Genomic DNA, 26315 nt, shown 5'->3' with positions numbered 1-26315 from the left:
ATTTATCAAAACTCAAAAGAGTTAAGATAGTAGTTGCTCAGCGGTTTGTATTATTCCTTCTGCGTCAAGCCCATGCTCTTTATACATTTCTTGCTGTGTACCTTGTAATATGAAGCTATCAGGTAGCCCCAGTATCTTAACGGTTTTCATTATACCCTGTTGTTGAAGGTACTCTAAAACAGCACTACCGGCGCCACCCATAACGCAACCATCTTCAAGCGTTAGCAATACATCGTGATTACTGGCTGCTTGTGCAATGGCGTCGCCATCTATGGGCTTGACAAAACGCATGTCTATCACCGAGGCGTTGAGCTTTTCTGCGGCCTCAAGAGCATGTGGTAGTAGGCAGCCAAAGTTAAGGATCGCAACGCGCTTGGAAGCTTCTGCGGTGCTTTCTTTCAGTACTCGAGCCTTGCCTATTTCCAGCGCTGTCATGGTCTCATCTGGTGTTACGCCCATTCCTGCACCACGGGGGTATCTCACCGCAGCAGGTTGCTGTGCTATATGGCCAGTGTAAAGCATTTGCCTACACTCATTTTCATCCGAAGGGGCCATAACAATTAAGTTGGGAATACAGCGTAAAAATGCAATGTCGAAAGCACCTTGGTGTGTAGGCCCGTCTGCGCCAACAATGCCAGCCCTATCGATAGCAAAAAGAACCGGTAAGTTTTGAATAGCTACATCGTGTATAAGCTGATCGTATGCCCGTTGTAAAAATGTAGAGTAAATCGCAACGACAGCGTTGAGACCTTCTTTTGCTAAACCAGCTCCGAAGGTGACCGCATGTTGCTCTGCTATAGCCACATCAAAGTACTGTTCTGGATATTGCTGTGAAAACGCCACCATACCGGAGCCTTCGCGCATGGCTGGAGTAACAGCCATTAACTTTGAGTCTTTAGCGGCCATGTCGCACAACCACTGCCCGAAAATAGCAGAATAGGTAGGAGCTGTGGCTTTAGATTTTGGAAGCGCATTGTCAGCAGGGTTAAACTTGGGAACAGCGTGAAACTTGATAGGATCTTCTTCTGCAACCGCGTAGCCTTTACCTTTTTTGGTCACTACATGCAGTAGTTGAGGGCCTTCAAACTTACGCATGTTGCGAAGAGTGTCAACAACCGCATTCACGTCGTGTCCGTCAATAGGACCGATGTAGTTAAACCCTAGTTCTTCGAAAATAGTGCCTGGCACTACCATGCCTTTCAAGTGTTCTTCGGCACGGCTAGCAAACTCTTTTATTGGCGGCACGTTACTCAGCAGCTTTTTACCACCGTCACGGATTGAATTAAAAAGATTCCCCGTAAGCAGGCGTGCTAAATGACTGTTTAGTGCACCAACATTTTCCGAAATAGACATTTCGTTGTCGTTGAGAATAACAACCATGTCTTTTTTGATATCACCCGCGTGATTCATGGCTTCAAAGGCCATGCCCGCAGTCATTGCACCATCGCCGATGACTGATACAATTTTTCTGCCTTTAGCTTCTTTTTCAGCGGCAACAGCCATGCCTAACGCGGCACTTATTGAGGTGGATGAATGGCCCACTGCAAAGGTGTCATAATCACTTTCAAGCGGCCATGGAAACGGGTGCAGGCCGTCTTTTTGTCTTATTGTAGACATTTTCTCCGCGCGACCGGTTAGGATTTTATGCGGATATGCCTGATGTCCCACATCCCAAAGAAGACGGTCGAAAGGAGTATTGTATATGTAGTGAAGCGCAACTGTTAATTCCACAGTGCCTAGGCCAGAAGCAAAATGCCCGCTACTTTGGCTCACACAAGTCAGCAGGTATTCGCGAAGTTCATCAGCGAGATCGCGGAGCTTATCTTGTGGTAACTTCCTTAGTTTGTCCGGCGTTTGCGCAAGGGCAAGCGTTGGATAATGTTGGAGATCTAAACTCATTTTTTTATTATCTTTTCAACATGGCGCGTGGCTAATGGTCACGTTTTACCAAAAGCTCGCTAAACGCGATTAAACTATCTGTATTGTAAGGTAAACGGGCTAATGCTTGTAGTGCATTCTCGTGAAGTGTTGCTAACTCATCTTTAGCGCCACTCAGCCCGAGTTTTGCAGGAAAAGTATTTTTGCCGAGTGCTTCATCGGAACCTGCAGGCTTACCTAAACTTTCATTACTACCTTCTACGTCTAAAATATCGTCTTGGACTTGAAATGCGAGCCCGATATTATTGGCAAAGAGCATGAGATCTGTCTCCGCCTCTTTGTCCAATGTGCTGCACACAGTAGCAATCATTTCTACGCAAGCGCGAAGCAGCGCACCTGTTTTGAGCGTATGAAGGGTTTTTAATGCCTCTATGTCTATGGTTTTCCCTGTACTTGCCAAGTCTATTGCTTGGCCTCCACACATACCAAGGTATCCTGCACTTTTCGCCAAAATACTGAGAAGCTTTGCTCTATGGGCGTCGCCGTATTCGCTCATTGGCGAATCGGCTAATATACTAAAACCAAGTGTTTGAAGCGCATCACCTGCTAAAATTGCAGTTGCCTCATCAAAAGCAATGTGGCAAGTGGGCATACCTCGACGTAAATCGTCATCATCCATAGCAGGGAGGTCGTCATGCACAAGCGAGTAGGCATGAACACACTCAATAGCCATACTGATGGCTATTTGATCTTTTTTGGGCACATCTAGCGTGTTGCCTACCACATGAACGAGTAGGGGACGCATTCGCTTTCCACCAGCTAGTAGAGCGTGCCGCATGGCCGCTTTGAGTGACGGAGCGTAATCGGGTAACTCTTCAATTAGTTGTAGCAAGGACGCATCAGTTTGCTGCTTTACTTGCTGATGCAGAGCAGAGAAATTCATTAGGATACCTGTGGCTAACAAGTGAGCAGATTAGGGTTGTTCACTTTCTGGCAGCGATTTTAATACGTCTTCGCCTTGTTCATTTAGAAGAATTTGAACTTTTTGTTCTGCATTTTCGAGAGATTTTTGACCCTGGCGAGACAGCGCTATACCGCGTTCAAACTTTTCCAGCGCTTTGTTAAGCGGAAGGTCGCCAGTTTCCATTTCATCGACAATAGATTCCAATTCGGCAAGCGTTTCTTCAAACGATGCAGTGTCCTTTTTTGTTGTCATAAGAGAGCTCAGCTGTAGGCGTCAATAACATAACGCGAACCTTAACGGACGGTTGCACAAGGGTCAAATGGTTTGTCCTCATATTAAGTATATCTCTCTGGTCAGCTAAAACTTTACTGCCTATGGTTAACCTAACGGTGGATTGTTGTTCAAAGTAGAGCTACAACTAATCAAGAACAATTAACCTAAAACAATTTGATAATTGTCACCGAGAAATAAACGGATTAAAAATCTATTTTTGCATAAACGAACTCACATAATTGTGATATTTTTCAACTATGTTGTTTTAGATTTTCTATACTTTGCCGATAGAATCAAAGTATATCAATAGCATTGGCTGCGCATAAATGGGGAAGAGTAAGTGGATTTAGCAACGGTCATAGGTATGTTGGGAGCCATCGGCTTTGTTGTAATGGCAATGTTGATGGGCGGTAGTATGAGTATGTTTATCAACGTACCCTCGCTTCTCATCGTGTTCGGTGGAAGCTTATTTGTTGTGCTATCTCAGTTCACATTAGGCCAATTCTTTGGTGCCGGTAAAATCGCCGGAAAAGCCTTCATGTTTAAAATTGAGCCACCTGAAGAGTTGATTGAGAAGATCGTTGAAATGGCTGACGCTGCCCGCAAAGGAGGTTTTCTAGCCTTGGAAGAGGCCGAAATAAGCAATGAGTTTATGCAAAAGGGTGTGGACATGCTGGTGGATGGTCACGATATTGAGGTAGTTCGAGAAACCCTGTCTAAAGATATCAAGATGACATCGGACCGTCACGAATTCGGTGCAACTATATTTAAAGGTATGGGCGATGTGGCTCCAGCCATGGGCATGATTGGCACGTTAGTTGGTTTGGTAGCTATGTTGTCTAACATGGATGACCCTAAATCTATCGGTCCGGCAATGGCGGTAGCCTTGTTAACAACTTTGTATGGTGCCTTTTTTGCCAATATCGTTTGTTTGCCTATTGCTGTGAAGTTGTCTAACAGAGCGGCAGAAGAGCAGCTTAATCAAAGCCTGATACTAGATGGCATTGTGGGCATTGCTGATGGCCAAAACCCTCGCGTTATCGACGGAATATTAAAGAATTACTTAGCAGCGAGTAAGCGCGGCTCAGGTGAGGAAGAGTAATGGCTGAAGAAGAATGTCCCAAGTGCCCACCCGAAGGCCTTCCTGCGTGGATGGGTACATTTGCCGATTTGATGTCGTTATTAATGTGCTTCTTTGTACTCTTGCTCTCATTTTCAGAAATGGACGTTTTAAAATTTAAGCAAATAGCGGGTTCAATGAAATTTGCTTTCGGGGTTCAAAACAAGATAGAGGTAAAGGACATTCCCAAGGGAACAAGCGTTATTGCTATGGAATTCAGGCCAGGTAAGCCTGATCCCACCCCCATAGAAACTATTCAACAGCAAACTATCGAAATGACTCAGCAAATGCTTGAGTTTCAAGCGGGCGATGAAGACTCTGCTGGGGGTAGGCAGAAACAGCGTGGCGAACAGCGCGGTGGACAGGCTCAACAGACTGCTACGGATTCCTCTTCATCAGCCTCACAAAGCTCTGAACAATCGCAAACGGCTGAGCTAATGAAAAAAGTGGCGCAGCAACTGCAAAAGCAAATATTAGACGGTTCAATAGAAATGGAGTCTTTAGGGCAACAGCTTACTATTCGAATTCGAGAGAACGGTTCATTCTCGGCAGGCTCTGCTTTCCTGCAACCTCAATTCAAGCCGATTATACAAAAAATCGGATTTTTACTTGCAGATGTACCTGGCGAGATAGCAATATCCGGTCATAGCGATGGTCAGCATATTGCTAACGAGCTATACCGTTCAAATTGGGACCTGTCCGCCCAGCGTGCTGTCGCTGTTGCCGAGGCAATGCGAACGGCTCAAGGTTTCGATGAGAGTAGAATGTCGGTGGTTGGGTTGGCAGACACAAAGCCTATTGTAGAAAACGCAACGTCTCCCCAAGACAGAGCGAAGAATCGAAGAGTGGAAATTAATATTAACCAGGGTGAGCCTATGATCTCAAAACCCATTTCCGTAGTTAATGATTAGCTCTAGATACTTGTAAATAGAGGCAACGATTTATTATTTAAGCTTGGCTAAGCTGAGCAGGTGTAAGCCTAAGTGTTTTAAAAATCTTATCATACAAAAAACGACGCAGCTGCGTCGTTTTTTTATTAGTAAGAAAAGCTAGCGCTAGCGCGCCAATAAATCTCGGTATTGAGGCTTAGATATAACCAATTGCACCGTACTTATCGTTCTTTCCAAAAAACCACCTTCGCAATATTTCAGATAATAAGTCCACATACGTACAAAGCGCTCATCGTATCCATCCTGCAACAGTTCATCCTTTGCAGCTATGAATGCCTCATACCAGTGATTAAGCGTTTTTGCATAGTCGATACCAATGTCGTGCAGGTCTCTTATCATCATATCTGAATGCTTTTTAAGGTGAGCGTTCAGCTGATATTGTGATGGTAAAAATCCGCCAGGGAATATGTATTTCTGAATAAAATCTACGCTTTTGGAGTAACTGTCATAGCGTCTGTCGTCAATGGTAATCGACTGTAAAAGCATTAAGCCATTGTCTTTTAACAATGAAGAGCATTTTTCAAAAAAGTTACCCAAGAACGAACGGCCTACCGCTTCAATCATTTCAATAGAAACAAGCTTGTCGTATTTACCTTCAAGTAATCGATAATCCTTCTTTAATAGGGTTACCTTGTCTTCAACTTGCTCTTTTTCTATCCATTCTTGAGCCCAAGCGTATTGCTCTTCAGAGATAGTCGTGGTGGTTACTTTGCATCCGTAATGTTTTGCGGCATATACCGCTAGGCCGCCCCAGCCAGTGCCAATTTCTAGCAGGTGATCATTCTCATCCAGTTTTAGTTTGTCACATATGGTTTTAAGCTTGTGGTTTTGCGCTTCGTTAAGTGATGCATTTGGGTCTGGATAAATAGCAGAAGAGTACATCATAGTGCCATCAAGGAAGCGAGTATAAAGTTTATTACCCAAGTCGTAATGCGCCTCGATGTTCTTCTTTGCTTGGCTTGTGGTGTTTCTGCGGGTGAAATGTTGCAGTTTCATCACCGGCATAGTTAACCATTTAAACTTATTTTCCCACTCGTCAAGTGTGGGTAAGTTACGCGCAAAAATTTGCACTACTGCAGTGACATCATTGCTGTCCCAGTGCCCATCCATGTAGGCCTCACCAGCACCTACGCTGCCGCCAAGCAATAGGCTTCGATATGCTTTTACATCTTTTATATTAACGATAGCTGACAGCTCGTCATGCTCATTGCCAAATGTTGCAATAGTGTCGCCGTTTTCTTGAATGGTTAACCTACCAAGGGGTAGGTGTTTTAAACATTTAAGGAAGAGCGTTCTACAGGCCTTGTCAACAACCGAGACCTCTGACGTAGAGAGTAATACAGATTCACCAAAAGACATTTTTTATTTTTCCTGACTCTTTTCTGGGTGTGTATATAGCGGCGTCTTTTTTAAAAATAATTTAAGCGCTTGCCAATAAATTCCCAATACAGTTTTCATTGTCATACTAGGTATACGCTTCATCACTTTAGTTAGATTCGCATTATCTAAAGTAATTTTGCTCAAATTTATTCCAGCACAGAATTCTTTGTCCTGTCGTAAACAATCCATTACCAATGACAGTCTATCTGAAGGCTGCGTAATTCGCCATTTATAGGTCATATCCATTGGGTTAAAAGGAGAGACGTGAAAGGCTTTTTTTGTGTCATCCTGTGTCGCTAAGTCAACTAAGTAATAGTGCCTCTCATTCCACGGGGTATTGCTCACTTCAGCAAGCATGTGAGAGAAGCTTCCGTCATTTTGCCTTAAGTAATAAAAATTAACTGGGCTGAAATAAAGCCCCCACATTCTTAGCTGCCCCAGCATAAAAACTTCACCGCTGAGTGCTTTATTACCGTTTAATGACGTCATTTTGTCGAGCACTGCGTCTTTTAGCGGCTTGCTGTCATCATCTAGATAGTCTTGACGTTTAAACCTTGCTCTGGCCCAACTGCTAATAGAAAAGTGCTTCAGGTTTTCAGACAGGGCAGTAAGCTCTTCTTCATCAAGTTTTAGCCAAAACAGATAAATGTCGTATAAAAACTTGTGCTGCGTTGGTTTGAAACGCTCGTGGTAAACGGTACCGCGATAAATTGCACTTTCAGTATCAACTGCTGTCACAATGTCTCACCAAACCGTTTGCAAACGTCAAGCGCACTTACAACACCGTCTTCATGAAACCCGTTGTACCAATACGCCCCGCAAAAATGCAAATTGTCTACACCACAAATTTCGCTTCTGCGGTGCTGTGCTTTAACCATCGTGGCACTGTATTGCGGGTGGGCGTATTGATATTCGCCTAAAATCTGCGTTTTATCTATTTCGCTTGTGTTGTTGAGCGTGACTGAGTAAGTGTTCTTGGCGGAAAGACGCTGCAGAATATTCATGTTGTAAGTAACCGAAGCTGGACGCATTTCTTCGGTCGTATCTTCTTTAAGTCGATAATTCCAGCTGGCCCAAGCAAGTTTGCGTTTTGGAAGCTGGCCCACGTCTTTGTGCATTACAACGTCGTTATCGCCATATGGGATGTTGCCAAGAATATCACGGTGCAGGTCGGTTGGGTTCTCGAGCATAGCCAGTGCTTGGTCGCTGTGACACGCAAAAACCACGTCGTCGAATTCCTCTGTATTCCCGGTTACATCTGTAACAGACCACTTATCGCCAATACGACTGACATTCTTAACACCGCAAGACAATTTTATCTGCGACTTAAACGCTTCAATTAAAGGCGCAATATACTGGCGAGAGCCGCCCTTGATGGTGTACCACTGGGGGCGGTCTGTAATATTGAGCAGTCCATGATTGTTGAAAAACTGCAGGAAAAAGGTGAGAGGGAACCCCCGAGTTTGCTCTAAGCTGCTCGACCATATGGCAGCACACATAGGAAGAATGTAATACCGCGCAAAGTCTTCGCTAAGCCCCAATTCATCGATAATATCTTGTAATGTCAGCGCGGAGGTGTCTCTTTTATCTGCAACCATCGCCTTACAGGCTTTATTAAATTTAAGAATATCTCGAACTATTCGCCAAAATTTGGGGCGTAAAATATTTCTGCGTTGGGCAAACAAACTATTGATGGTGTTGCCATTGTATTCTAGATTCGCTTTTTTGCTGGTCACCGAAAAGCTCATCTCAGTTGGTTGATAATCAACGCCTAAAGAATTCATTAGTTTGATGAAATTAGGGTAAGTCCAATCGTTAAAAACGATAAACCCTGTGTCGATGTCGTGGGTTTCACCTTCATCAGTAATGGTTTTTGTTGCCGTGTGTCCACCGATATAGTCGTTTGCTTCATATACGGTAATATCATTTTTCTTATTGAGAAGATGAGCACAGGTGAGACCTGAAATACCTGTACCCACAATTGCTACTTTTTTTGTCATTATTAACGTTCTCTTAAACTACTTATTTTTCGTTGCGCATCGACAGGGACAAACGTGTTTGTAGGCCTGATGGTAATAGATTCATGAATCTTAATATATAGCCAAACATTTTTGGGAAAAAGATAGTACGTTTATTTCCTTCTATTCCTTCGAGCATACTTCTAGCCGCCTCTTCTGCGGTGATCTTCATTGGCATATCGAAGTCATTTTTATCAGTCAGTGGCGTTTCAACGAAGCCCGGCGATACAGCTTGCACCTTTACACCTCTATCATGTAAGTCTACTTCTAAGCTCTTGGTAAAATAGTGTAATGCCGCTTTGCTGGCGCCGTAGGCTTGTGAGCGAGTAAAGGGAAGGAGTCTAGCCATACTGTCAACAATAACTAATTTATCACCTTTTTTTAATTTATTGACGAAGGCATCTACACAGTTAACTACGCCGAAAAAATTGGGTTCGAAGACACGACGAAACATATCAGCTTCAAACTCCTCAATATCGACGTATTCACATGTACCTGCATTTAAAACTGCAATATCGAACTCCACGTCACTTAGCGCTTTTTTTGTATCTTCGAGGTTAGACACGTCGAACTGACATGGTGAAATGTTTTCGTGTTTTGCAAGATTAGTTAATGCTTCTTCATTTCTGCCACATGCGATTACCTTGTACCCTCTATCGGCTGCATGCTCTGCAAGTGATTTTCCAATACCTGATGTTGCTCCAGTGATTAGCAATGTTTTCATCTGGCGAGCCTCCCTTTGATTTTCTTAATTATAAAACCTAATACGGGTACGTGCTCATACACCATTTCGCCCAAATCGTAATAATCCTTGTGGTAAACAATCATGTTGTTGCTCACCCCAAGCTGAGTAGTGCCATCAAGCGTGATCACCTTTTCGCTACCTTTTAGTACAAGCTTCATTGTCCAATTTGCTATGTGGGTCACACGTGAATTAGAAAGGTCATCACGAGCGCATAGAAAAATGTCAGCAATATCAAACTTGCAGCTTTCAGCTTGTTCCAGGAGGTTATTAAAATAGGACTTAACTTCGGTGAGGCCTTGGTGTGTTGTTATCGGGTCTATGAACAAAACATCGGTTGCATAGATACTGGCAAGATCATCGGTAGATATTTTACAAATATCTGTGTAAATCTTACAAAAACGTTGAATAACTTCCATTCTATCTTCCTCACACGCCTCTGTGTATATGCGCTTTGGGTAATTAACACGGTGACTTTAAAGCCTATTTTGCGCTTATAAAGTACAACTTATATAGATTTCTTGCGTTGTCTTTTTGAAATTATGCTCAGCAATTTGATCGAATCTGCAAATGTGAATCATCGTCGTGTAACAATGATGCTTTTTTGTTCTAACCACAACCGCTTGAATTCATTTCATTCTTTTACTGCAGAAAATAAAAGAAAGCTCAACTTTACAAGACAGCGTGCCAATAAGATCACCTTCTAAAACCACAGTGTGAAAAATTTTCCGACATGGATCCAATTCATTCCCACTCGCGTAACTCCTTATGTATTCTTGGAAGTGTGGTGTATGAGTAATAAACGTTTTCCCTTGTTCCCTTTATCAGCCCATCTGTTACCAGAAGGTCGCATGGCCTTGCGCATTTTTGAACCGCGGTATGTTCGCATGGTGAAAGAGGCGTGCGCCGAAAACAAAGGCTTTGTTATGTGTATGTTAAATGCAAATGGCGATAAATCGGCTAACGAACACATACATCGAATAGGTACATATGCCACGGTGGTAGACTTTGATATGCTTGACGATGGCTTGCTTGGCATAAAGGTTGCTGGTTCTCACCTAGTTGAGGTGGAAGATATACACGTTGAACACGACGAACTAAGAACGGGTATATGTAATCCAATTGAATCTTGGAATTGTGACCTTTCATCCCAGCAATTAGCGCCTATGGACGAGCGACTTAAAGAAATATTCGGAAATTACGAAGAGCTAGCATCATTGTATGATGAACCAAAATTTGATTGTCCCAATTGGGTATTGAATAGATGGTTGGAGTTGCTTCCCGTAGATGGAGCGCAAAAACAGCATTTTCTACAACAACGAGAATGCACGAATTTGCTCAAGTATCTGTCTACACTGATAGCGTAACCATGCTACCTTTATTACAAAATCGTAACCTAAAATATGCGATTTCACCGAACGTTTTAAGTCAGAAACCCGTAGAATGAAAGCACCAAAACGGAAAGGCGGACGAATACTATGTTAGTTGGAATTCCATTGGAACAAAGCAACAGCACAATCAAACCTAAAGAATGTGCTACCGAAATGTCTGAACACCTTGTAGCGGTTGCTGACGCTCGCTGTAAACGATCATTTTCCCGAGTTTTTAATTATTTTGCTCCACGTCTACGCTCTTATGCCCTAAAGCAAATGGGCAATGAAGCACTAGCTATGGAGTTGGTGCAAGACACAATGTCGAATGTATGGCAAAAGGCACACCTTTTTAATGCAGAGAAAGGGTCACCATCAACGTGGATTTTTACAATCGCACGAAACATTAGATTTGACATGCTACGAAAGCTACAGAACCGTAAAGAGGATGTTTGCTCTGATGATTTGTGGCCTGTTCTGTGCGAACAGACTGCAGATTTGAATGAAGCCCCTCTTGATGAACAGGTTACATTGGAGCAAATCGGTTATTTATTCGAAGAGTTACCGGTTAAGCAAAAAGCGGTTATTGAAGCAATTTACATAGACGGTAAATCTCAGCAAGAAGTTGCGAATGAACTGTCTATTCCATTGGGAACTGTGAAGTCTAGGACTCGCCTGGCGCTTCAACGTCTAAAAGGTATGCTGAACGACAATGATTAAGTTTCATCCTAGCTCTCAACAACTCAAAGAATTCGTTGAGGGCAGTTTAACACCCGCGGTCTCTCTGTTAGTGTCGGCTCATTGTGACATGTGTGAGCAATGTCAGCTTCGCGTTGAGAGCGAAACTGAAGAACTAGCAGCAGAGTTGGTGTCTGAAATTGAAGAGAGTTTTGATGAGTCTGCGCAGTTTGGTGATATGCTTTCGCAGATTACCCAATCACCTTCGTCAATTGAGGTTGACGGTAGTTCATCAAGCTACGCCAGTAATCTTGGCGAGCGAACGGTATCGATAGAATTGGACGGTCGCTCATTTAAATTGCCAAGAACTTTGCATCGTTATGTCGATAAAACAGGGAACTGGTCAAGTCTAGTGGGTAAATTGTGGCAAGCTCCTGTGGACTTAGGCAATCAAGGAGTCGCTAATTTTATATTCATGGGTAGTGGAGGAAGCGTTCCCGAGCATACCCACAGAGGCACGGAATATACGTTAGTCATCGATGGTGAATTCAGTGATGGTTTGAGTGACTATGATACTGGAGATTTTATTTTTATGGACGGAAATAAAACACACACACCAAGGTCTGATACTAAAGAGGGATGTTTAGTATTTAGTATTGTTGACCAACCGCTACATTTTACTTCTGGTTTGGCAAGGCTGCTAAATCCATTCAGTCACTTATTTTTTAGGTAACTCTTAGTTTCTGAGTCATTCGGAAGATAAACAAAAAACGCACCGAAAGGTGCGTTTTTTATTGTCTTTTTGGCAGGCTGCCTTTGCGAAAATGGCTTTACTAACGTAGCTTTGCGTACCTAGCTTTGAGAACGTAGGGTAAGCAAGCCCCGCGTCTTAGCTGATAAAGTCACTGTCTGGGAAATTGAGTTTAAGCGTTTTCATCGCATGTAATCTTAGGTCGTCCAAGCCAAGCTGTTCGTAACTAGACACCATAATTTCAAGAGCGTCCTTTACTTGTGTAGTATCTGGGAAATGCTCTATGACATAGCGACCGCGATTAGCCGCAGCTACATAGGCCTGTCTTCTCATGTAAAAGCGCGCAATCGCAATCTCATACCTAGCTAGCCGGTCTTTAATATGTAGCATACGCTTTTTGGCGTCAGCAGCATATTTGCTGTTTGGGTACTGCTCTATTAAACGCCTAAAGTCTTCAAACGCTTGGCGAGATTTCGAAGGGTCTCTATCTGAACGGTCTATGGTCAGCAGCTCTTGGAAGAGGTTACTATCTGATTCCATGTTGGTTAGACCGCGCATATAGTATGCATAATCCACGTCAGAGTGATTAGGGTTCAAGCGAATGAAACGGTCGATAGTCGCAAGCGTTTCGTCAATCTTTCCTGACTTGTAATAGCTATAAATAAGGTCGAGTTGAACCTGGTGAGATAGCGGTCCAAACGGGTAACGAGAATCTAGGGCACTGAGTGTTTGCGCCGCAGCACTGAAGTTACCCACTTCCATGCTTTCTGATGCTCTCTCATAGAGCTGCTGAGCACCCATATTAGCAAGCACAATTTTTTCTTCTTCAGATTCTGAAGAGCTACAACCCGCTAGCGTTACCACAGTACCAATGAGTACAGGTGCTAAAAGACGAAATGATTTCATAATAATTCTATAATCCTGCTAAACAGTTTCTACAACTTCGCTGTCTGAGCTCATGTGCTAAATAACAACACGATTTTCTTATTCTAACGTACTAACGAAGAGAAAAACTATACAAATTCGCAAACAACGCAGTGTACAGGGTGATTCCTTGTTATAATACCCTTTTTACACGTAATGTTAGGTGTTATGACGCAAGTGCCAAACACAATTCAATTAGAGGCTTCTACAGAAGCCGCACACTTTGGTCTACGGTTAGATCAGACATTAGCCGATTTGTTCCCTGAATATTCACGTTCTAAGTTAAAAACTTGGATCCAAGACGGTAACGTTTCCGTGAATGGCGAAGTAATTACAGTGCCACGCCATAAAATGCAAATAGATGAAGTCATCACTGTTCACGCAGAAATGGAAGTTCAGGTAAACAGCGTAGCTCAAGATATCGCTCTGGATATTGTTTTTGAAGATGAGCATATTCTAGTAATCAATAAGCCGGCCGACTTAGTAGTTCACCCTGGAGCAGGCAATCCTAGCGGTACAGTGCTCAATGCTTTGCTTAATCACGTTCCTGATATAGACCGCGTGCCAAGAGCCGGAATTGTACATCGGCTCGATAAAGATACCACCGGCTTAATGGTCGTAGCCAAAACTGTACCCGCTCAAACTCATTTAGTGGATCAGCTTCAGCGCAGAGAAATGAGCAGAGAGTACGAGGCCATTGCTATGGGAACAATGGTTGCTGGTGGAGTGGTTGATGAGCCAATAGGACGTCATGCAACGAAACGCACGCATATGGCGGTTAGAGAAGATGGCAAGCCAGCAATAACGCACTTTCGCGTCATTGAGAAATTTCGAGCATACACGCATTTGCGTTTGAAGCTGGAGACTGGGCGTACTCACCAAATACGTGTCCATATGGCGCATCTCAAGCATCCACTGCTAGGCGATCAAACATATGGTGGAAGACCCAGATTACCCAAAGGGGCTTCTAACGCCTTTATAGATACCCTTAGAGGGTTTCAGCGTCAGGCACTTCATGCTGCTCAGTTATCTTTGTTTCACCCAGAAAGTGAAGAGTGGATGACATGGAAAGCGCCACTGCCCAGAGATATGCAAGATTTATTGGAAGCGGTAAGGCAAGATACAAAAGAAAATCCTGAAGATATGATTTAAATGCATGCTTTCAAAAACTGACCTTATTACACCAGCGTGGTTATGCCCTGATAATGTTGTAGCTTATACCTCTACGCGAAATGGGGGCATAAGCCGCGGTATATATGAGGGCCTCAATGTTGGGGCTCATGTTGGTGACGATTTAGCGGTGGTAAAACAAAACCGCTCAAAGCTGCCACTCAGCTCAAAAATAACCTGGCTTGAACAAGTGCACGGATGCACCGTTGCTACTCTTCCAACTACAGCGGTAACGGCTGATGCCGCATATACAGATAAACCTGAACAATTTTGTGCGGTTATGACCGCAGATTGTGTGCCCATCCTGCTTTGCGATACAGCAGGTAGTGAGGTGGCGGCCGTGCACGCTGGTTGGAAAGGATTAGATATAAAAATCATTGCTGAGACATTGCGCTGCTTTTCGAATTCTCCAAGCAGTATTATGGCGTGGATTGGTCCAGCTATTTGTAACAAGTGCTACGAAGTAGACAGTGGCGTGGCATTTCGATTTTCGCAATATGACGGTGTTGTAACACCCAGTAAAAACTCCGATAAGTACTATTTAAATTTACCGCTAATCGCACAATTACAGCTTAATAGTCTTGGCGTGAACCAAGTAACACAAAGCTGCCTGTGCACTTATTGTGAAAGCCATATGTTTTACTCCCACCGCAAAGCTACGCATGATAATGCCAAAGCCACAGGTCGAATTGTGAGCGCTATTGGTTTTCGATAACATTGCGCTGAATCAAGTTTTTTATCATCTTTAGCAATAGTTACTTGAATCGTCATTCATAAGCTCCCATTAATAGAATATAAACAAATTTTCATTTAAAGGTTGAGGTTATGAGATTAGATAGATTTACCAGCAAGTTTCAGCTCGCTATATCCGATGCTCAATCACTCGCATTGGGTCGAGACCATCAATATATTGAACCAGTACACTTAATGACTGCCATGCTGAATCAGCAAGGTGGCTCTGTACGTCCTTTACTTGATCAGGCAAAAATTAATGTTAACGCATTGCGCTCTGCATTGAGCCAGGCCATAGAGCGCCTACCGCGAATTGAGGGTATTGGTGGTGAAGTACAGTTGGGTAAGGACAGTATTGTCTTACTTAACTTGTGCGACAAAATTGCGCAACAACGCAAAGATGACTACATCACGTCTGAGATATTTGTCGTTGCAGCGATAGACGACAAAGGGCGACTCGGTGAAATACTTAGAAGCCTAAATGTAACTAAGGATATCGTTGAAGCCGCTATTGATGATATGCGTGGGGGGCAAACGGTAACCGACCCCAATGCAGAAGACGTACGCCAAGCACTAGAGAAGTTTACAACTGACCTAACAGAAAGAGCAGAGCAGGGTAAATTAGATCCAGTGATAGGCAGAGACGACGAAATCCGCCGAACAGTACAAGTGCTACAACGACGGACAAAGAATAACCCTGTACTCATTGGTGAGCCTGGCGTGGGTAAAACCGCTATTGTAGAAGGCTTGGCTCAGCGTATTATAAATGGCGAAGTGCCAGAGGGTTTAAAAAACAAACGAGTATTGTCTCTAGATATGGGAGCTCTCATTGCTGGGGCCAAATATCGTGGTGAATTTGAAGAGCGTTTAAAAGCTGTACTTAATGAATTATCGAAGGAAGAAGGTCGCGTTATCCTTTTCATAGACGAACTCCATACTATGGTTGGTGCAGGTAAAGGTGATGGTGCTATGGATGCAGGGAATATGCTCAAACCCGCACTTGCTCGAGGCGAGCTTCATTGTGTTGGCGCTACAACATTAAATGAGTATCGTCAGTACATAGAAAAAGATGCAGCACTTGAACGCCGATTCCAGAAAGTACTTGTTGAAGAGCCAAGTGTAGAAGATACCATCGCTATTTTGCGGGGGCTTAAAGAGCGCTACGAGCTTCACCATTCAGTAGACATTACCGATCCTGCTATTGTAGCAGCAGCAAGTCTGTCTCACAGATACATAAGTGATCGCCAACTACCTGACAAAGCCATTGATTTAATTGATGAGGCGGCATCGAGTATTCGCCTTCAAATTGACTCAAAACCAGAAGATATGGATAGGCTGGAACGCCGAATTATTCAATTAAAGCTAGAGGAGCAAGCGTTAGCGAAAGAGACCGACGACGCGAGTCACAAGCGTCTTGAAATGATTGAGCTAGAGCGTGAGCAGGCAGAAACTAAATATGCTGATTTTGAAAAGGTCTGGCTAGACGAAAAAGACGCTATGCAGGGCACTCAGACCATAAAGTCTGAGTTAGAGCAAGCGAAGTTAGACTTAGAAATTGCTCGCCGAGCTTCAGATCTCAATAGAATGTCTGAACTTCAATATGGACGTATCCCTGAGTTGGAGTCTAAATTAGAGCAGGCTGCAGAGAATGAAACTCGCGAAACTAAGTTGGTGAAAAATAAAGTCACCGATGCTGAAATTGCCGATGTACTCTCTCGTTGGACAGGTATCCCTGTGTCTAAAATGCTGGAGGGAGAGCGTGACAAATTACTTCGTATGGAAGATGTGTTGCACAAACGTGTTGTGGGGCAGCAAGAGGCAGTGAATGCGGTATCAAATGCTATTCGCCGTACACGTGCCGGGCTTGCTGATCCTAACCGGCCTATCGGGTCTTTCCTTTTCTTAGGCCCAACAGGGGTTGGTAAAACCGAACTTTGCAAAACGTTGGCTGGCTTTATGTTCGATACCGAAGACGCGATGATCCGTATCGATATGTCTGAATTTATGGAAAAGCATTCAGTTTCACGACTCGTTGGTGCGCCTCCAGGTTATGTAGGCTACGAGGAAGGCGGATACCTAACTGAGGCTGTTCGTCGCAAGCCGTACTCAGTCATTTTGCTTGATGAGGTGGAAAAAGCACACCCAGATGTATTTAATATTCTGCTGCAAGTTCTTGATGATGGGCGTTTGACTGACGGGCAGGGACGTACTGTAGACTTCAAAAATACCGTAGTGATAATGACGTCAAACCTTGGTTCTGATGTTATTCAAGACAAGCACGATGAAAGTCAGTACGAAGAAATGAAATCACTAGTAATGAATGTGGTTGGTCAGCACTTCCGCCCAGAGTTCATAAACCGTGTAGATGACATTGTAGTATTTCACCCGCTGGGTAAAGAGCAAATTAAGGCAATTGCTAAGATACAGCTCGCATCGCTACGTGCTAGGCTTGCAGATAAAGGTTATAAGCTCACGCTATCTGGCAGGGCAATGGATAAACTTGCAGAAGCAGGTTTTGATCCTGTCTTTGGTGCAAGACCGCTCAAGCGAGCTATTCAAATGCAAATTGAAAATCCGCTGGCGCAGCAGTTGTTAAGCGGTGCTTTACTGCCAGAGTCGACAGTGAGAATAGATGCAGACAATGAAAAACTGTTTATCGTAAGCGAGTAGGAAACAGAAGGGAGAATGTTCTGCTATTTGTTTAAGTGTTACCCCGTGCGGTTCGCAAGCGATAAGATACATTTATAGCCACGGCGCTAGGTAACAAACTATAGATACGATTAAGCGGGTGTCGCGAGGCACCCGCTTTTTTTATTGCAATTTTAGTTGGGCTAAATCCCCTCAAAGATTATGATGATTGGTATAAGAAAACTAGCAATATACATAAGCGTTCAATAGCTAGACACAAGTGGCTGAAGATCTAAGTGACTGAAATAGTAGTAGGGCAGCAAGAGAAAATGCAGGTGGAAACAATCAAAATTATTGAGCAGTTTAAGCGCGTTTTAGGTGACGGTGCTGTCTCGCATTCGCGCAAAAGAACTAAGCATTATCGAACGGGCTGGCGTTCTGGGAAAGGCGAGGCGCTCGCTGTCTTATTCCCTCAAACGTTAATGGAATACTGGGAAGTGCTCAAAGTATGTGTGGCTGAAAACTGTATTATCATCATGCAGGCTGCTAATACGGGGTTGACCGAGGGTTCTACGCCAAGTGGCGACGACTATGACAGGCCTGTGGTAATTATTAACACCTTAGCGATGAATGAGATAGTACTGCTTAATGAGGGAAAGCAGGCTTTAAGCTTCCCAGGTGCCACGCTTCACAAGCTTGAGAAAATGCTAGGACCCATGGGGCGAGCGCCGCATTCTGTTATTGGTTCCTCTTGCTTAGGCGCCTCAATTATCGGCGGGGTTGCGAACAATTCGGGCGGTGCATTGGTTAAACGCGGGCCGGCTTATACCGAACTCTCGCTATTTGCCAAAGTAAATAGTGAGGGTAATTTAACCCTTGTTAATCATTTAGGTATCGATTTAGGAAGCTCACCCGAAGATATAATTCAAAACCTCTCTTCAGGTCGTTTTTCTAAAGACGGGTTGCAATGGGATAAAAAAGCCTCGGCCAGTGACTATGAGAAAAGAGTAAGAGACACAAGTGCGGATACGCCAAGCCGATTTAACGCTGATACAACACGCCTTTATGAAGCAAGCGGATGTGCGGGCAAAATCGCTGTTTTTGCGGTAATCGTAGATACGTTTGAGGTGCCTGACGAAGAGCAAACTTTTTACGTGGGAACCAATGACCCTAATGTCTTGACGCGCATAAGGCGAGATTTTTTGGAGCAGTTTTCCCAGCTACCTGAGGTAGGGGAGTATTTGCACAGAGATATGTTTAATATTGCAGAAAAGTATGGCAAAGATACGTGCCTGAGTATCCATCATTTGGGTACCGATGCACTTCCAAAACTTTTCGCAATGAAGGGACGTATTGACGCCGTTCTGAATAAATCGCCCTTGTTTCCAAGTCACCTCACAGACAAAGTAATGCAGTTTGTAGGCGGCTTATTTCCCGCGTTTCTACCTCGTTCGTTAACTAATTTCAGAGATAAATACGAGCATCATCTTATTATTAAAATGAGTAACCAAGGTGTTCAAGAGGCCAAAGATTATTTAAGCCGGTTATTTGATGAAGAGGGGAACGGGGAATTTATTATTTGCAATAAAGAAGAAGCGGCAAGGGCATTTTTACTCAGGTTTGCAGCAGCGGGTGCAGCCGTTCGTTATCAAACGCTTCACGCACAAGATGTGGGAGAAGTGTTAGCGCTGGATATTGCACTTAGGCGCAATGACGAAGACTGGCTGGAAACACTACCTGCGCATATCTCAGAGCATATTGATAAATCTCTCTACTACGGACACTTTTTCTGCCACGTATTTCATCAAGACTACGTGCTTAAAAAGGACGCAGATGCCAAACAAATTAAAGCTGATATGCTCGCATTGCTCGACACCCGTGGAGCCAAATATCCAGCTGAGCATAACGTAGGGCATTTGTATACAGCGGAAGATGGTCTTCAAAAGTTCTACCGAGAGCTAGACCCCACCAATACCTTTAATCCAGGCATCGGTGGGATGGATAAGTATGTAAGAAATTGTGCGTGCTGTGTGTAGCTGACGAACTACTCATGCCCAATTATGCAGCGCTTTTTATAGGCTCTCCAATAGTGCCCTTGCTTGAGGGCGCTTGAAGAATGGGCGCTCTACATTTACCGCATACTCAAGTTCTTTCTTCGCTTCATCGATTCTGTTGAGTTTTGCGAGGGTATAGCCAAGGTGATAGCGAATATTTGGATCTTTAGCATCTCTGGCAAAAGCGTCTCTAAGCATTTTTAAGCTTTGCTCATACTCACCTCGCAGCGCCTTTATATGGCCATAGGTATTTAAAATACTTGCTGAGTTTGGTTGGAGCTCAAAGGCTTTTTGCGCATAGTTTCTCGCGGTAACGAGTGAATTCTCTATGCTCATTATTGCCAGTCGATTATAGGCTTCTGCTGGGTTAAGTAAATTAGGCTCTTCAACCAACTCTTCATATAAAGTAGTAGACTCTTCAAAATCTCGGATAAAAAATAAATACTGCGCCAATAAATTTTTGGCCAGTAGGTTGTTTCCGTTTTCTTTTACCATCTCTCGGGCAGTGCTTAGAAAAACATCCACAAACTGTTCGTTGAGAGCATAGTTATAGATAGCAATGAAAGCTTGGGCAAAACTTGGATCAATAGCTAATGCGCGTTTATAAGCGTTAACTGCGGACTCGCTTTTGTCTAGGTTAGCATTAAGCCTACCCGTTAAGAAATGATAGACCGGACTCTGCTGCTGTTCTTTCGATAGGCTGCTTAGTAATGTTTTCGCTTTCTCATTGTTTTGTAGGTCTAGTAAAAGGCTCGCGTAGCGTAAGGTAACAAACGTATTGCCGTTGGAAATTTCATAGGCTCTTGCCATGGCAGCCTCTGCTGCTTCGTTGTTACCAATAGCGCGAACCTGCTCCATATAAGTGATTAACTTACCCACATCATTGTTGATAAAGTTGCGAACAATACCTAATGTTTTCTCTGCATCAGCGCGTTCGTTGGTTTGTATTTGCAATGCAGCCTTACGTAGAAGATAGTCTGCATTATCAAAATCATCTTTTAGCAGTAGATCTAAGTGATACAGCGCATTTTTGGTGTCGCCCTGCTGTTGATATAAAGATGAAAGGCGTTCTCTTGCCGCCATGTTTGATGGTGATAGCGTGAGAATATCTAGATAAATCTGTTTAGCCTTATCTAACTCACCTTCTTTTGAAAGGTTAAATGCTTTGAGCATCAATGTTTCGTTGTGCTGAGGAGATAGCGTTAATAGCTCTTCGATAAGCTGATTAGACTGCTCAACATTGCCTAATCTACTGTGCGTGGCGGCTAAATTAAATTTCGCTGGGAATAACGTAGGGTTTTGTTCCAGCGCTTTTTCTATATTGGTTTTTGCGTCTTCAAGAAGTCCCTGACGTATTAGAATTCCGGCCTTCAAGTTATACACTTCGGCTTCATTAGGAAATAAGGCACTAAGGAGCTCTGCGCCATTCAATGCTTTATCAAATTTTTCGGCTTGCAAGTTCATTAGCGAATAAGTAAATAGGAATCCTCCGTTATCACGGTACGCTGGTAGATTGTCTTCTAATATAGAAAGTGCCTCTTCTCGCTTGCCTCTTGCGGCCATCAGTTTAATTTTGAAAAGCTGTAACTTGCCTTCGTTAGGATATTTATACTCTAAGTTTTGCAGTAAACGTTCTGCTTTAAACGCTTTGTTTTGGCTTATAAAAAGATTGCCAAGCATAAGTGCTGAATCGGGGTCTTCCATAAGCGCTTCCTGATGACGTTCAAGTAGTAGTAGCGCTTGCTTATCCTGCTGTGTGGCCATATAAACCTGACTTAGCATCAACACTGCTTGCAGATCGTCAGGCTCTTTTTGCAAGTAAGAAGTGAAATCCTTCGCTGCAGTTTCCATATTGTTATTGAAAAAGTTAGTTAGCCCGCTGATGTACAAAAGCATAGGTTGTGAGGTAATAAGTTCTGGGTCTAGCTGCGCCATAAACTCATTCAGCTCTTTTAGCTTTTCATTATCTATTGCCTGTTCGTTGTCTCTACTTTGAAGCCAGCTGTTGAGAAGTATGGCAAGCGGATCATTCGGTGTATCTTCAATAATCTCGTCTACAAACAGTTTAGCGGTGTCGTAGTCTTTAGCTTCTAAATAGAGGTCTACGAGATTACGCAGAGCAATGGGATCGTCCCGATTAAAGGTTAATGCTTTTTGTAAGTGTGCAGTTGCTGCATCTTTATCGCCCTGACGATAAGCAAGTTGCCCTTTCAATCGCCACGTTATCGCGTTTTCTGGCTCTGCATCCATAGCTCTGTTGATGAGCGTCGACGCCTTCGTTAAATCTTCGTTTTGAAGAGCAATTGAGGCTAAACCATTTATCGCAGGCACAAAGTTGGGGGCGCGAGATAAGAGTGCGTTGTAATCGTTAAGCGCACAGGCTTCATCTTCTAAACGAATGCATGCAGTGGCGCGGATAAGCAGCCATTCTTGCTCAGAGTCACCAGAGAGCTTGTCAAGTTCGCTAAAGTCGACGATATCTTGGTATTTGTTCAAAAATAGCCAGGTATTCCCTAGAGGCTCAGCGACTAAGTTTATATCGGCCCCCATTTCTAATGCTTCAACAAACTCTATTTCAGCTGCGGTAAGGTAACCATTGATAAGTAGGATTTCTCCCATGAGAATTTTAGCGGCTAAATTTTCAGGGTCTTTTTGCAGGCTGTTTTTAAGGTGTATATAGGCTTCGTCATACTCACTTTGATTAAACGCCGTTAACGCCTTCTCGTAATCCTCTGATGTTGTGGCAAAACCGTTCACGGTGAAAAAAGAGGTGGCGATGACAAAGAAGAGAGCGCGTTTAACAAAGCGCTTTTTATTATTAAACAAGTTCATAGTTACCTTTGGGTTTGCCCTACTCAAGCATAAAAATAGCATAAAAAAAGGTGGCCTCAGCCACCTTGTAAAGATACGTGTTTTTTAACTGTTTTAAAACAATTAAGCGCGACGTTTGCGTCTGTAAAGCACTAAACCCAAGCCTAAGCTCATTAGAGCAAGAGCACCTGGCTCGCTAACTTCAGTTGAAGGGGTATCAGGAGTGTTGTTGATAGAAAACCCAAGTGCAGACAACTTGAAGCCGAAATCGCTTTCCTGAGAAGCACCGCCATCAAAAATGGTATTGTATGCACCTACTAACCAATATCTAGCGGCGCTCAAACCAATAAATTTAGATTGATGATAGCTGCCGACTTGACTCTCTACTGAGAAATGGCCCGTTGCACCTTTGGCGCTACTGGGCACAATATCACTCCATGTAAAGTTTCCACCGCTTTGGAACTTATCAATATCGTCAAGTCCAACCACAGATACTTCTTTTGATGATTGGTCGGTGTTGAACCGTTCTATGGTAGAGAAAGAGCCAGACGTTAGCGTGACTTTTTCGCTGAAAGACAACAGAACCATGTCGAAGTCTTGTTTTCCTCTGTCCTTACCTGTTCTTCTATTATCGATTGTATGCGCATCGCCGAAATCGCTCGAGACACTATAATCATATTGCTTAGTCGAGTCCTTATTTATGAGGCCATAACCTACCGCATTGCTGCCCGAGTTTGTCCACCTATCGAGGCGACCTTGGTCTACGACCAAGTCGTCATCTTCTCCTTGTTCGTACTTAAATCCTTGTTTCCTAGAGTAAGTCCAACCTCCTCCGAACGAGTCCCTAGTGCTATCGTAGCGTCCTGTATCTGACCACGCTGTAAGACCTACATAAATCTTTTTACCATCAATCGTAGTCACTAGGGTCCCGTTTTTAGAATCGCCTACCAATGAATACAATACACCACTATTGACCAGCGAGTATGTACCCTCATCTAAACTGCTGTCGCTACCTAACACGTTCCCAGAAAATAAAAGAAAAACTGTGGCCAAACCTAAATACTTCATATGGACTACTACCGAATTTGAATTAGTTTCACAAAATTGCCTTATACAGTGCAGGTTTTGTACCAGTTTTTTAGTGGTTTGATTTGTTTGGGTTTTTAATCGGTTTTGGATTTGCGCAAGGTAGTTGGAGTAAAAAACTGACAGGTTGTACCACTTATCATTGATCTAAAGTCTAGTTTAGTTAAACAGAGTTTTACGACGCAACATTACAAACAAAGAACAAGCCATTAGCAAGCCCACAGTGCCAGGTTCTGACACTTCAGTCGTGTTTGATGTCTCCGCAATTTCCTTAACAGAAAAATCAACAGCTGCTAATTTAAACGCATCATTTCCAATACGCCCACCAATATTGCCGAAAACAGTATTGTATGCACCAACTAGCCAGTAATTTGCGGCATCTTTAAATGTGAAATTGGCCGCATAATTAGAATTGCCAGTGCTTTTTATGTCAAATGAACCTGTAGTTAGCGCATCGTCCACAATATTGCTCCACGTGCTGGTGCCCGACGTTAGTAGCGACGTATTATTAAGTGCTGCAACTGAAACTTGGCTATCGTCTAAATTTGCGAGCCATGAGAATCCAGCTCCCGTGAGCGTGACTGCTTTATCAAAAGACAACAAAACAAAATCATAATCACGTTCAACATTTGTCATGCCACTATAATAAGCATTATCGCTGCCTGGGCTGTAATGATTTACGTTGTCTATCGCATGATCTGACCATCCGTAATAACCGGCTTCATCATTATTTGTAACGCCATATGCCCACTTGTCAGATATTTTTTCTAAGCTAGCGCCAACAACAACTTCGTTGTGAATATTTTGCGTATCTGCAAAGGCTGCCAGTGAAATTTTCACTCCATTAACGGTTACATTAGAGTTTGCAGCATTAGTTCCATAAGATACACCATCGGCCATTAGGTCATACGGTTTGTTTGTATCGTTGCTATGTGTATTTTCTTTTAAAGAAGAGTTGCAAGCGTGCTTCGCACTTTTTGAATTACAGTTTTTATAAAAGTCTTTATTTTTCTTTGCGTAGGCTGGAGATGCGGTCACTATAAATGCGAACAATATAGGTAAAACTAGAAATATTTGACCTAATTTTGAATTGCAAGATTTGTACATAGTAAGACTCCTGAAGCCCAGCTTGTGATTGGCGCTCTGAAATGAGTGCTTGGCACAAAATATGGCGTGTACTAAACGCGCATTGATGAATACTGATGATAAATAAATGAGTCAGAGAGTTAGGTATGTACCTTGATACTTTGTTATTGCTTATAGGCTGCAGGCAAACAGATTTATTATGTGTGAAAACGAGGGCGGTAAAGCAAGGAGCTTATTTAGTCACCTCATAAAAAATGCGGAAAAGGTACTAATAATGTTTCTTACGAAAGCCAACATTCCTTACTTTACTATGCGCAAACCAATATCTATGGAATAATTACACCATTATATATGTAGAGCTATGAGGACATATGTCTGAACAAAAGCGTAAAGGGATATACTTGCTCCCCAACTTGTTAACTACTGCGGGTCTGTTTTCAGGCTTTTTTGCGGTTGTGTCATCTATGAATGGTCGTTTCGAAGCTGCGGCTGTTGCTATCTTTGTCGCCATGATCTTTGACGGGCTCGATGGTCGAGTTGCTCGTATGACTAATACGCAAAGTGACTTCGGTGCTGAATATGACTCTATGGCAGATATGGTGTCGTTTGGTATGGCTCCAGCATTGGTGGCATATAACTGGGGGTTAACCGAGCTAGGTAAGCTGGGCTGGCTTGCTGCGTTTGTTTATGTAGCAGGAGCCGCGTTAAGGTTGGCAAGATTTAATACGCAAGTAGGTATAGCAGACAAACGGTTCTTCCAAGGGTTAGCAAGCCCAGCAGCTGCGGCGGTTGTATCTGGCCTTGTGTGGGTTGGCGTAGAGTACGATGTTAACGGTACAGACTACGGTATTGTTGTCGCTATAGTAACAGGCCTTGCTGGCTTGTTTATGGTAAGCAATTTTAAATATAACTCTTTTAAAGAAGTGAACTGGCATGGAAAGGTTCCATTTGTCGCGTTGCTACTTGTACTACTTATATTCATTGTGGTGGCAACTGAACCAGCGCTAGTTTTATTTATTGTTTTTGCGTTATATGCACTTGCTGGTCCTATCAATACATTTAGAACAGTTGATAAAGTTACTTTAGATGATGTCGTTGGCGACCATGAAGAAGATGCAGATTTTAAAAGTGCCAAGCGCAATGATGTAGAGCAACCCAGCGATGAACAGAAAAACGGGTAAAGACTTGTTATCTTAATTTCGTCTTGTTTAATACTGCGAGAAGAACCGAGTATTCAACTTAGATATCAGCGATAACTGAACATTATGAACAAAAAGCGACCACTCGGTCGCTTTTTTGCTTTTTATTCTAAGAAAGCTATTGACGAAAGTCTGCAGATAAGTAAAATGCGCATCCGCTTCGGGGGAAAAGCCAAACGGCAGACACCGCGAAGTTAGTCTCTACTACCTTTGTAAGGCAGTAAAGACGGGAGTTTCGAAGAAACGCTTCAGAAAATAAATTTTCAAAAAGTGTTGACAGTAAAAACTTCCAGCGTATAATGCGCACCTCACTCGAACAGGGTGAGTCACCAAGAAGCAAAGTGCTTACGGTGAGATAGCGGCGAGGTCGCTATGTTCTTTAACAATTTAGACAAGACAATCTGTGTGGGCACTCGTTAAGAGTGTCTATACGACGATTCATAATTCGATATATTTAATTGAAGAGTTTGATCATGGCTCAGATTGAACGCTGGCGGCAGG

The 26315-nt window shown here is 43.2% G+C and carries 22 protein-coding genes; 10 read left to right on the top strand and 12 right to left on the bottom strand.

Annotated features, from left to right (window positions below):
- Nucleotides 1–21 precede the first annotated feature (21 nt).
- Genes dxs through xseB form a run of 3 tightly spaced genes read right to left on the bottom strand, consistent with a single transcriptional unit; the run spans nucleotide 22 to nucleotide 3094 of the window.
- Nucleotides 22–1899: a 1-deoxy-D-xylulose-5-phosphate synthase gene (dxs, locus tag GTW09_RS08000; protein ID WP_163111472.1), complete on the bottom strand. Its 1878-nt coding sequence runs from the start codon at nucleotides 1897–1899 to the stop codon at nucleotides 22–24.
- A 31-nt stretch (nucleotides 1900–1930) separates the two neighbouring features.
- On the bottom strand, nucleotides 1931–2821 hold the full coding sequence (locus GTW09_RS07995; RefSeq protein ID WP_071980079.1) for a farnesyl diphosphate synthase: 891 nt from the start codon (nucleotides 2819–2821) through the stop codon (nucleotides 1931–1933).
- Nucleotides 2822–2851: 30 nt separating this feature from the next.
- The gene (xseB, locus tag GTW09_RS07990) at nucleotides 2852–3094 is read right to left on the bottom strand and encodes an exodeoxyribonuclease VII small subunit (RefSeq protein WP_163111471.1); all 243 of its coding nucleotides are present in this window, start codon (nucleotides 3092–3094) and stop codon (nucleotides 2852–2854) included.
- A gap of 361 nt (nucleotides 3095–3455) precedes the next feature.
- Between xseB and pomA the strand changes: the two genes are divergently transcribed.
- Together pomA and GTW09_RS07980 are read left to right on the top strand one after the other, a co-directional pair.
- The gene (gene pomA / locus GTW09_RS07985; protein WP_071980077.1) at nucleotides 3456–4217 is read left to right on the top strand and encodes a flagellar motor protein PomA; all 762 of its coding nucleotides are present in this window, start codon (nucleotides 3456–3458) and stop codon (nucleotides 4215–4217) included.
- Nucleotides 4217–5146: a flagellar motor protein MotB gene (locus tag GTW09_RS07980; protein WP_071980076.1), complete on the top strand. Its 930-nt coding sequence runs from the start codon at nucleotides 4217–4219 to the stop codon at nucleotides 5144–5146. Before pomA ends, GTW09_RS07980 begins: the two co-directional genes overlap by 1 nt.
- A 144-nt stretch (nucleotides 5147–5290) precedes the next feature.
- Here GTW09_RS07980 and GTW09_RS07975 read toward each other — a convergent pair whose 3' ends face one another.
- The 5 genes from GTW09_RS07975 to GTW09_RS07955 are packed head-to-tail and all read right to left on the bottom strand — an operon-like array spanning nucleotide 5291 to nucleotide 9744.
- Complete coding sequence (locus tag GTW09_RS07975; protein ID WP_163111470.1) at nucleotides 5291–6544, bottom strand: SAM-dependent methyltransferase; 1254 nt, start codon at nucleotides 6542–6544, stop codon at nucleotides 5291–5293.
- A 3-nt stretch (nucleotides 6545–6547) separates the two neighbouring features.
- Entirely contained in the window at nucleotides 6548–7303 is a 756-nt protein-coding gene (locus GTW09_RS07970; protein ID WP_163111469.1) for a DUF1365 family protein, read from the bottom strand.
- Nucleotides 7300–8565 carry an NAD(P)/FAD-dependent oxidoreductase gene (locus GTW09_RS07965; protein ID WP_163111468.1) on the bottom strand — a complete coding sequence of 422 codons (1266 nt, stop codon included), beginning with the start codon at nucleotides 8563–8565 and terminating at the stop codon, nucleotides 7300–7302. Before GTW09_RS07965 ends, GTW09_RS07970 begins: the two co-directional genes overlap by 4 nt.
- 22 nt (nucleotides 8566–8587) lie before the next feature.
- Entirely contained in the window at nucleotides 8588–9307 is a 720-nt protein-coding gene (locus GTW09_RS07960; RefSeq protein ID WP_163111467.1) for an SDR family NAD(P)-dependent oxidoreductase, read from the bottom strand.
- Nucleotides 9304–9744: a nuclear transport factor 2 family protein gene (locus GTW09_RS07955; protein WP_163111466.1), complete on the bottom strand. Its 441-nt coding sequence runs from the start codon at nucleotides 9742–9744 to the stop codon at nucleotides 9304–9306. The genes GTW09_RS07960 and GTW09_RS07955 overlap by 4 nt, the downstream gene beginning before the upstream one ends.
- Before the next feature lie 372 nt (nucleotides 9745–10116).
- Between GTW09_RS07955 and GTW09_RS07950 the strand changes: the two genes are divergently transcribed.
- From GTW09_RS07950 to GTW09_RS07940, 3 genes are all read left to right on the top strand, one after another.
- Nucleotides 10117–10692 carry an LON peptidase substrate-binding domain-containing protein gene (locus tag GTW09_RS07950; protein ID WP_071980070.1) on the top strand — a complete coding sequence of 192 codons (576 nt, stop codon included), beginning with the start codon at nucleotides 10117–10119 and terminating at the stop codon, nucleotides 10690–10692.
- Nucleotides 10693–10803: 111 nt separating this feature from the next.
- Nucleotides 10804–11415 (top strand): sigma-70 family RNA polymerase sigma factor, encoded by a 612-nt coding sequence (locus GTW09_RS07945; RefSeq protein WP_163111465.1) that lies wholly within the window; start codon nucleotides 10804–10806, stop codon nucleotides 11413–11415.
- On the top strand, nucleotides 11408–12106 hold the full coding sequence (locus GTW09_RS07940) for a ChrR family anti-sigma-E factor (protein ID WP_071980068.1): 699 nt from the start codon (nucleotides 11408–11410) through the stop codon (nucleotides 12104–12106). Before GTW09_RS07945 ends, GTW09_RS07940 begins: the two co-directional genes overlap by 8 nt.
- A 156-nt stretch (nucleotides 12107–12262) precedes the next feature.
- Here GTW09_RS07940 and GTW09_RS07935 read toward each other — a convergent pair whose 3' ends face one another.
- Nucleotides 12263–13030 (bottom strand): outer membrane protein assembly factor BamD, encoded by a 768-nt coding sequence (locus GTW09_RS07935; protein WP_163111464.1) that lies wholly within the window; start codon nucleotides 13028–13030, stop codon nucleotides 12263–12265.
- A 186-nt stretch (nucleotides 13031–13216) separates the two neighbouring features.
- On the opposite strand from GTW09_RS07935, the gene rluD reads away from it, so the two are divergent.
- The 4 genes from rluD to dld all read left to right on the top strand — a co-directional run bounded on the left by rluD (nucleotide 13217) and on the right by dld (nucleotide 19614).
- Nucleotides 13217–14200, top strand: coding sequence for a 23S rRNA pseudouridine(1911/1915/1917) synthase RluD (gene rluD / locus GTW09_RS07930; protein WP_163111463.1), 984 nt, complete (start codon nucleotides 13217–13219; stop codon nucleotides 14198–14200).
- Between the two features lie 4 nt (nucleotides 14201–14204).
- Entirely contained in the window at nucleotides 14205–14933 is a 729-nt protein-coding gene (pgeF, locus tag GTW09_RS07925; protein ID WP_163111460.1) for a peptidoglycan editing factor PgeF, read from the top strand.
- A gap of 110 nt (nucleotides 14934–15043) precedes the next feature.
- Nucleotides 15044–17620, top strand: a complete 2577-nt coding sequence (gene clpB / locus GTW09_RS07920) for an ATP-dependent chaperone ClpB (RefSeq protein ID WP_163111459.1) — start codon at nucleotides 15044–15046, stop codon at nucleotides 17618–17620.
- 287 nt (nucleotides 17621–17907) lie between these two features.
- Entirely contained in the window at nucleotides 17908–19614 is a 1707-nt protein-coding gene (gene dld / locus GTW09_RS07915; protein WP_203565692.1) for a D-lactate dehydrogenase, read from the top strand.
- Between the two features lie 36 nt (nucleotides 19615–19650).
- On the opposite strand, the gene prsT is transcribed toward dld, so the two are convergent.
- The 3 genes from prsT to xdp1 (GTW09_RS07900) form a co-directional block, all read right to left on the bottom strand.
- On the bottom strand, nucleotides 19651–22464 hold the full coding sequence (gene prsT, locus GTW09_RS07910) for an XrtA/PEP-CTERM system TPR-repeat protein PrsT (RefSeq protein ID WP_163111457.1): 2814 nt from the start codon (nucleotides 22462–22464) through the stop codon (nucleotides 19651–19653).
- A gap of 102 nt (nucleotides 22465–22566) precedes the next feature.
- Nucleotides 22567–23511 (bottom strand): exosortase-dependent surface protein XDP1, encoded by a 945-nt coding sequence (xdp1, locus tag GTW09_RS07905; protein ID WP_163111455.1) that lies wholly within the window; start codon nucleotides 23509–23511, stop codon nucleotides 22567–22569.
- 177 nt (nucleotides 23512–23688) lie between these two features.
- Entirely contained in the window at nucleotides 23689–24636 is a 948-nt protein-coding gene (gene xdp1, locus GTW09_RS07900) for an exosortase-dependent surface protein XDP1 (protein ID WP_239059324.1), read from the bottom strand.
- Between the two features lie 350 nt (nucleotides 24637–24986).
- Here xdp1 (GTW09_RS07900) and pssA point away from each other — a divergent pair, with 350 nt between their 5' ends.
- A complete protein-coding gene (gene pssA, locus GTW09_RS07895; RefSeq protein ID WP_100972502.1) occupies nucleotides 24987–25796 on the top strand; it encodes a CDP-diacylglycerol--serine O-phosphatidyltransferase in 810 nt (269 codons plus the stop codon).
- Nucleotides 25797–26315: the final 519 nt, after the last annotated feature.

The organism is Alteromonas hispanica (assembly GCF_010500915.1).
Classification (GTDB): Bacteria; Pseudomonadota; Gammaproteobacteria; order Enterobacterales; family Alteromonadaceae; genus Alteromonas; species Alteromonas hispanica.
Note: the sequence above shows the minus strand (reverse complement) of the source record. Positions and strands in the feature narration are given on the sequence as shown.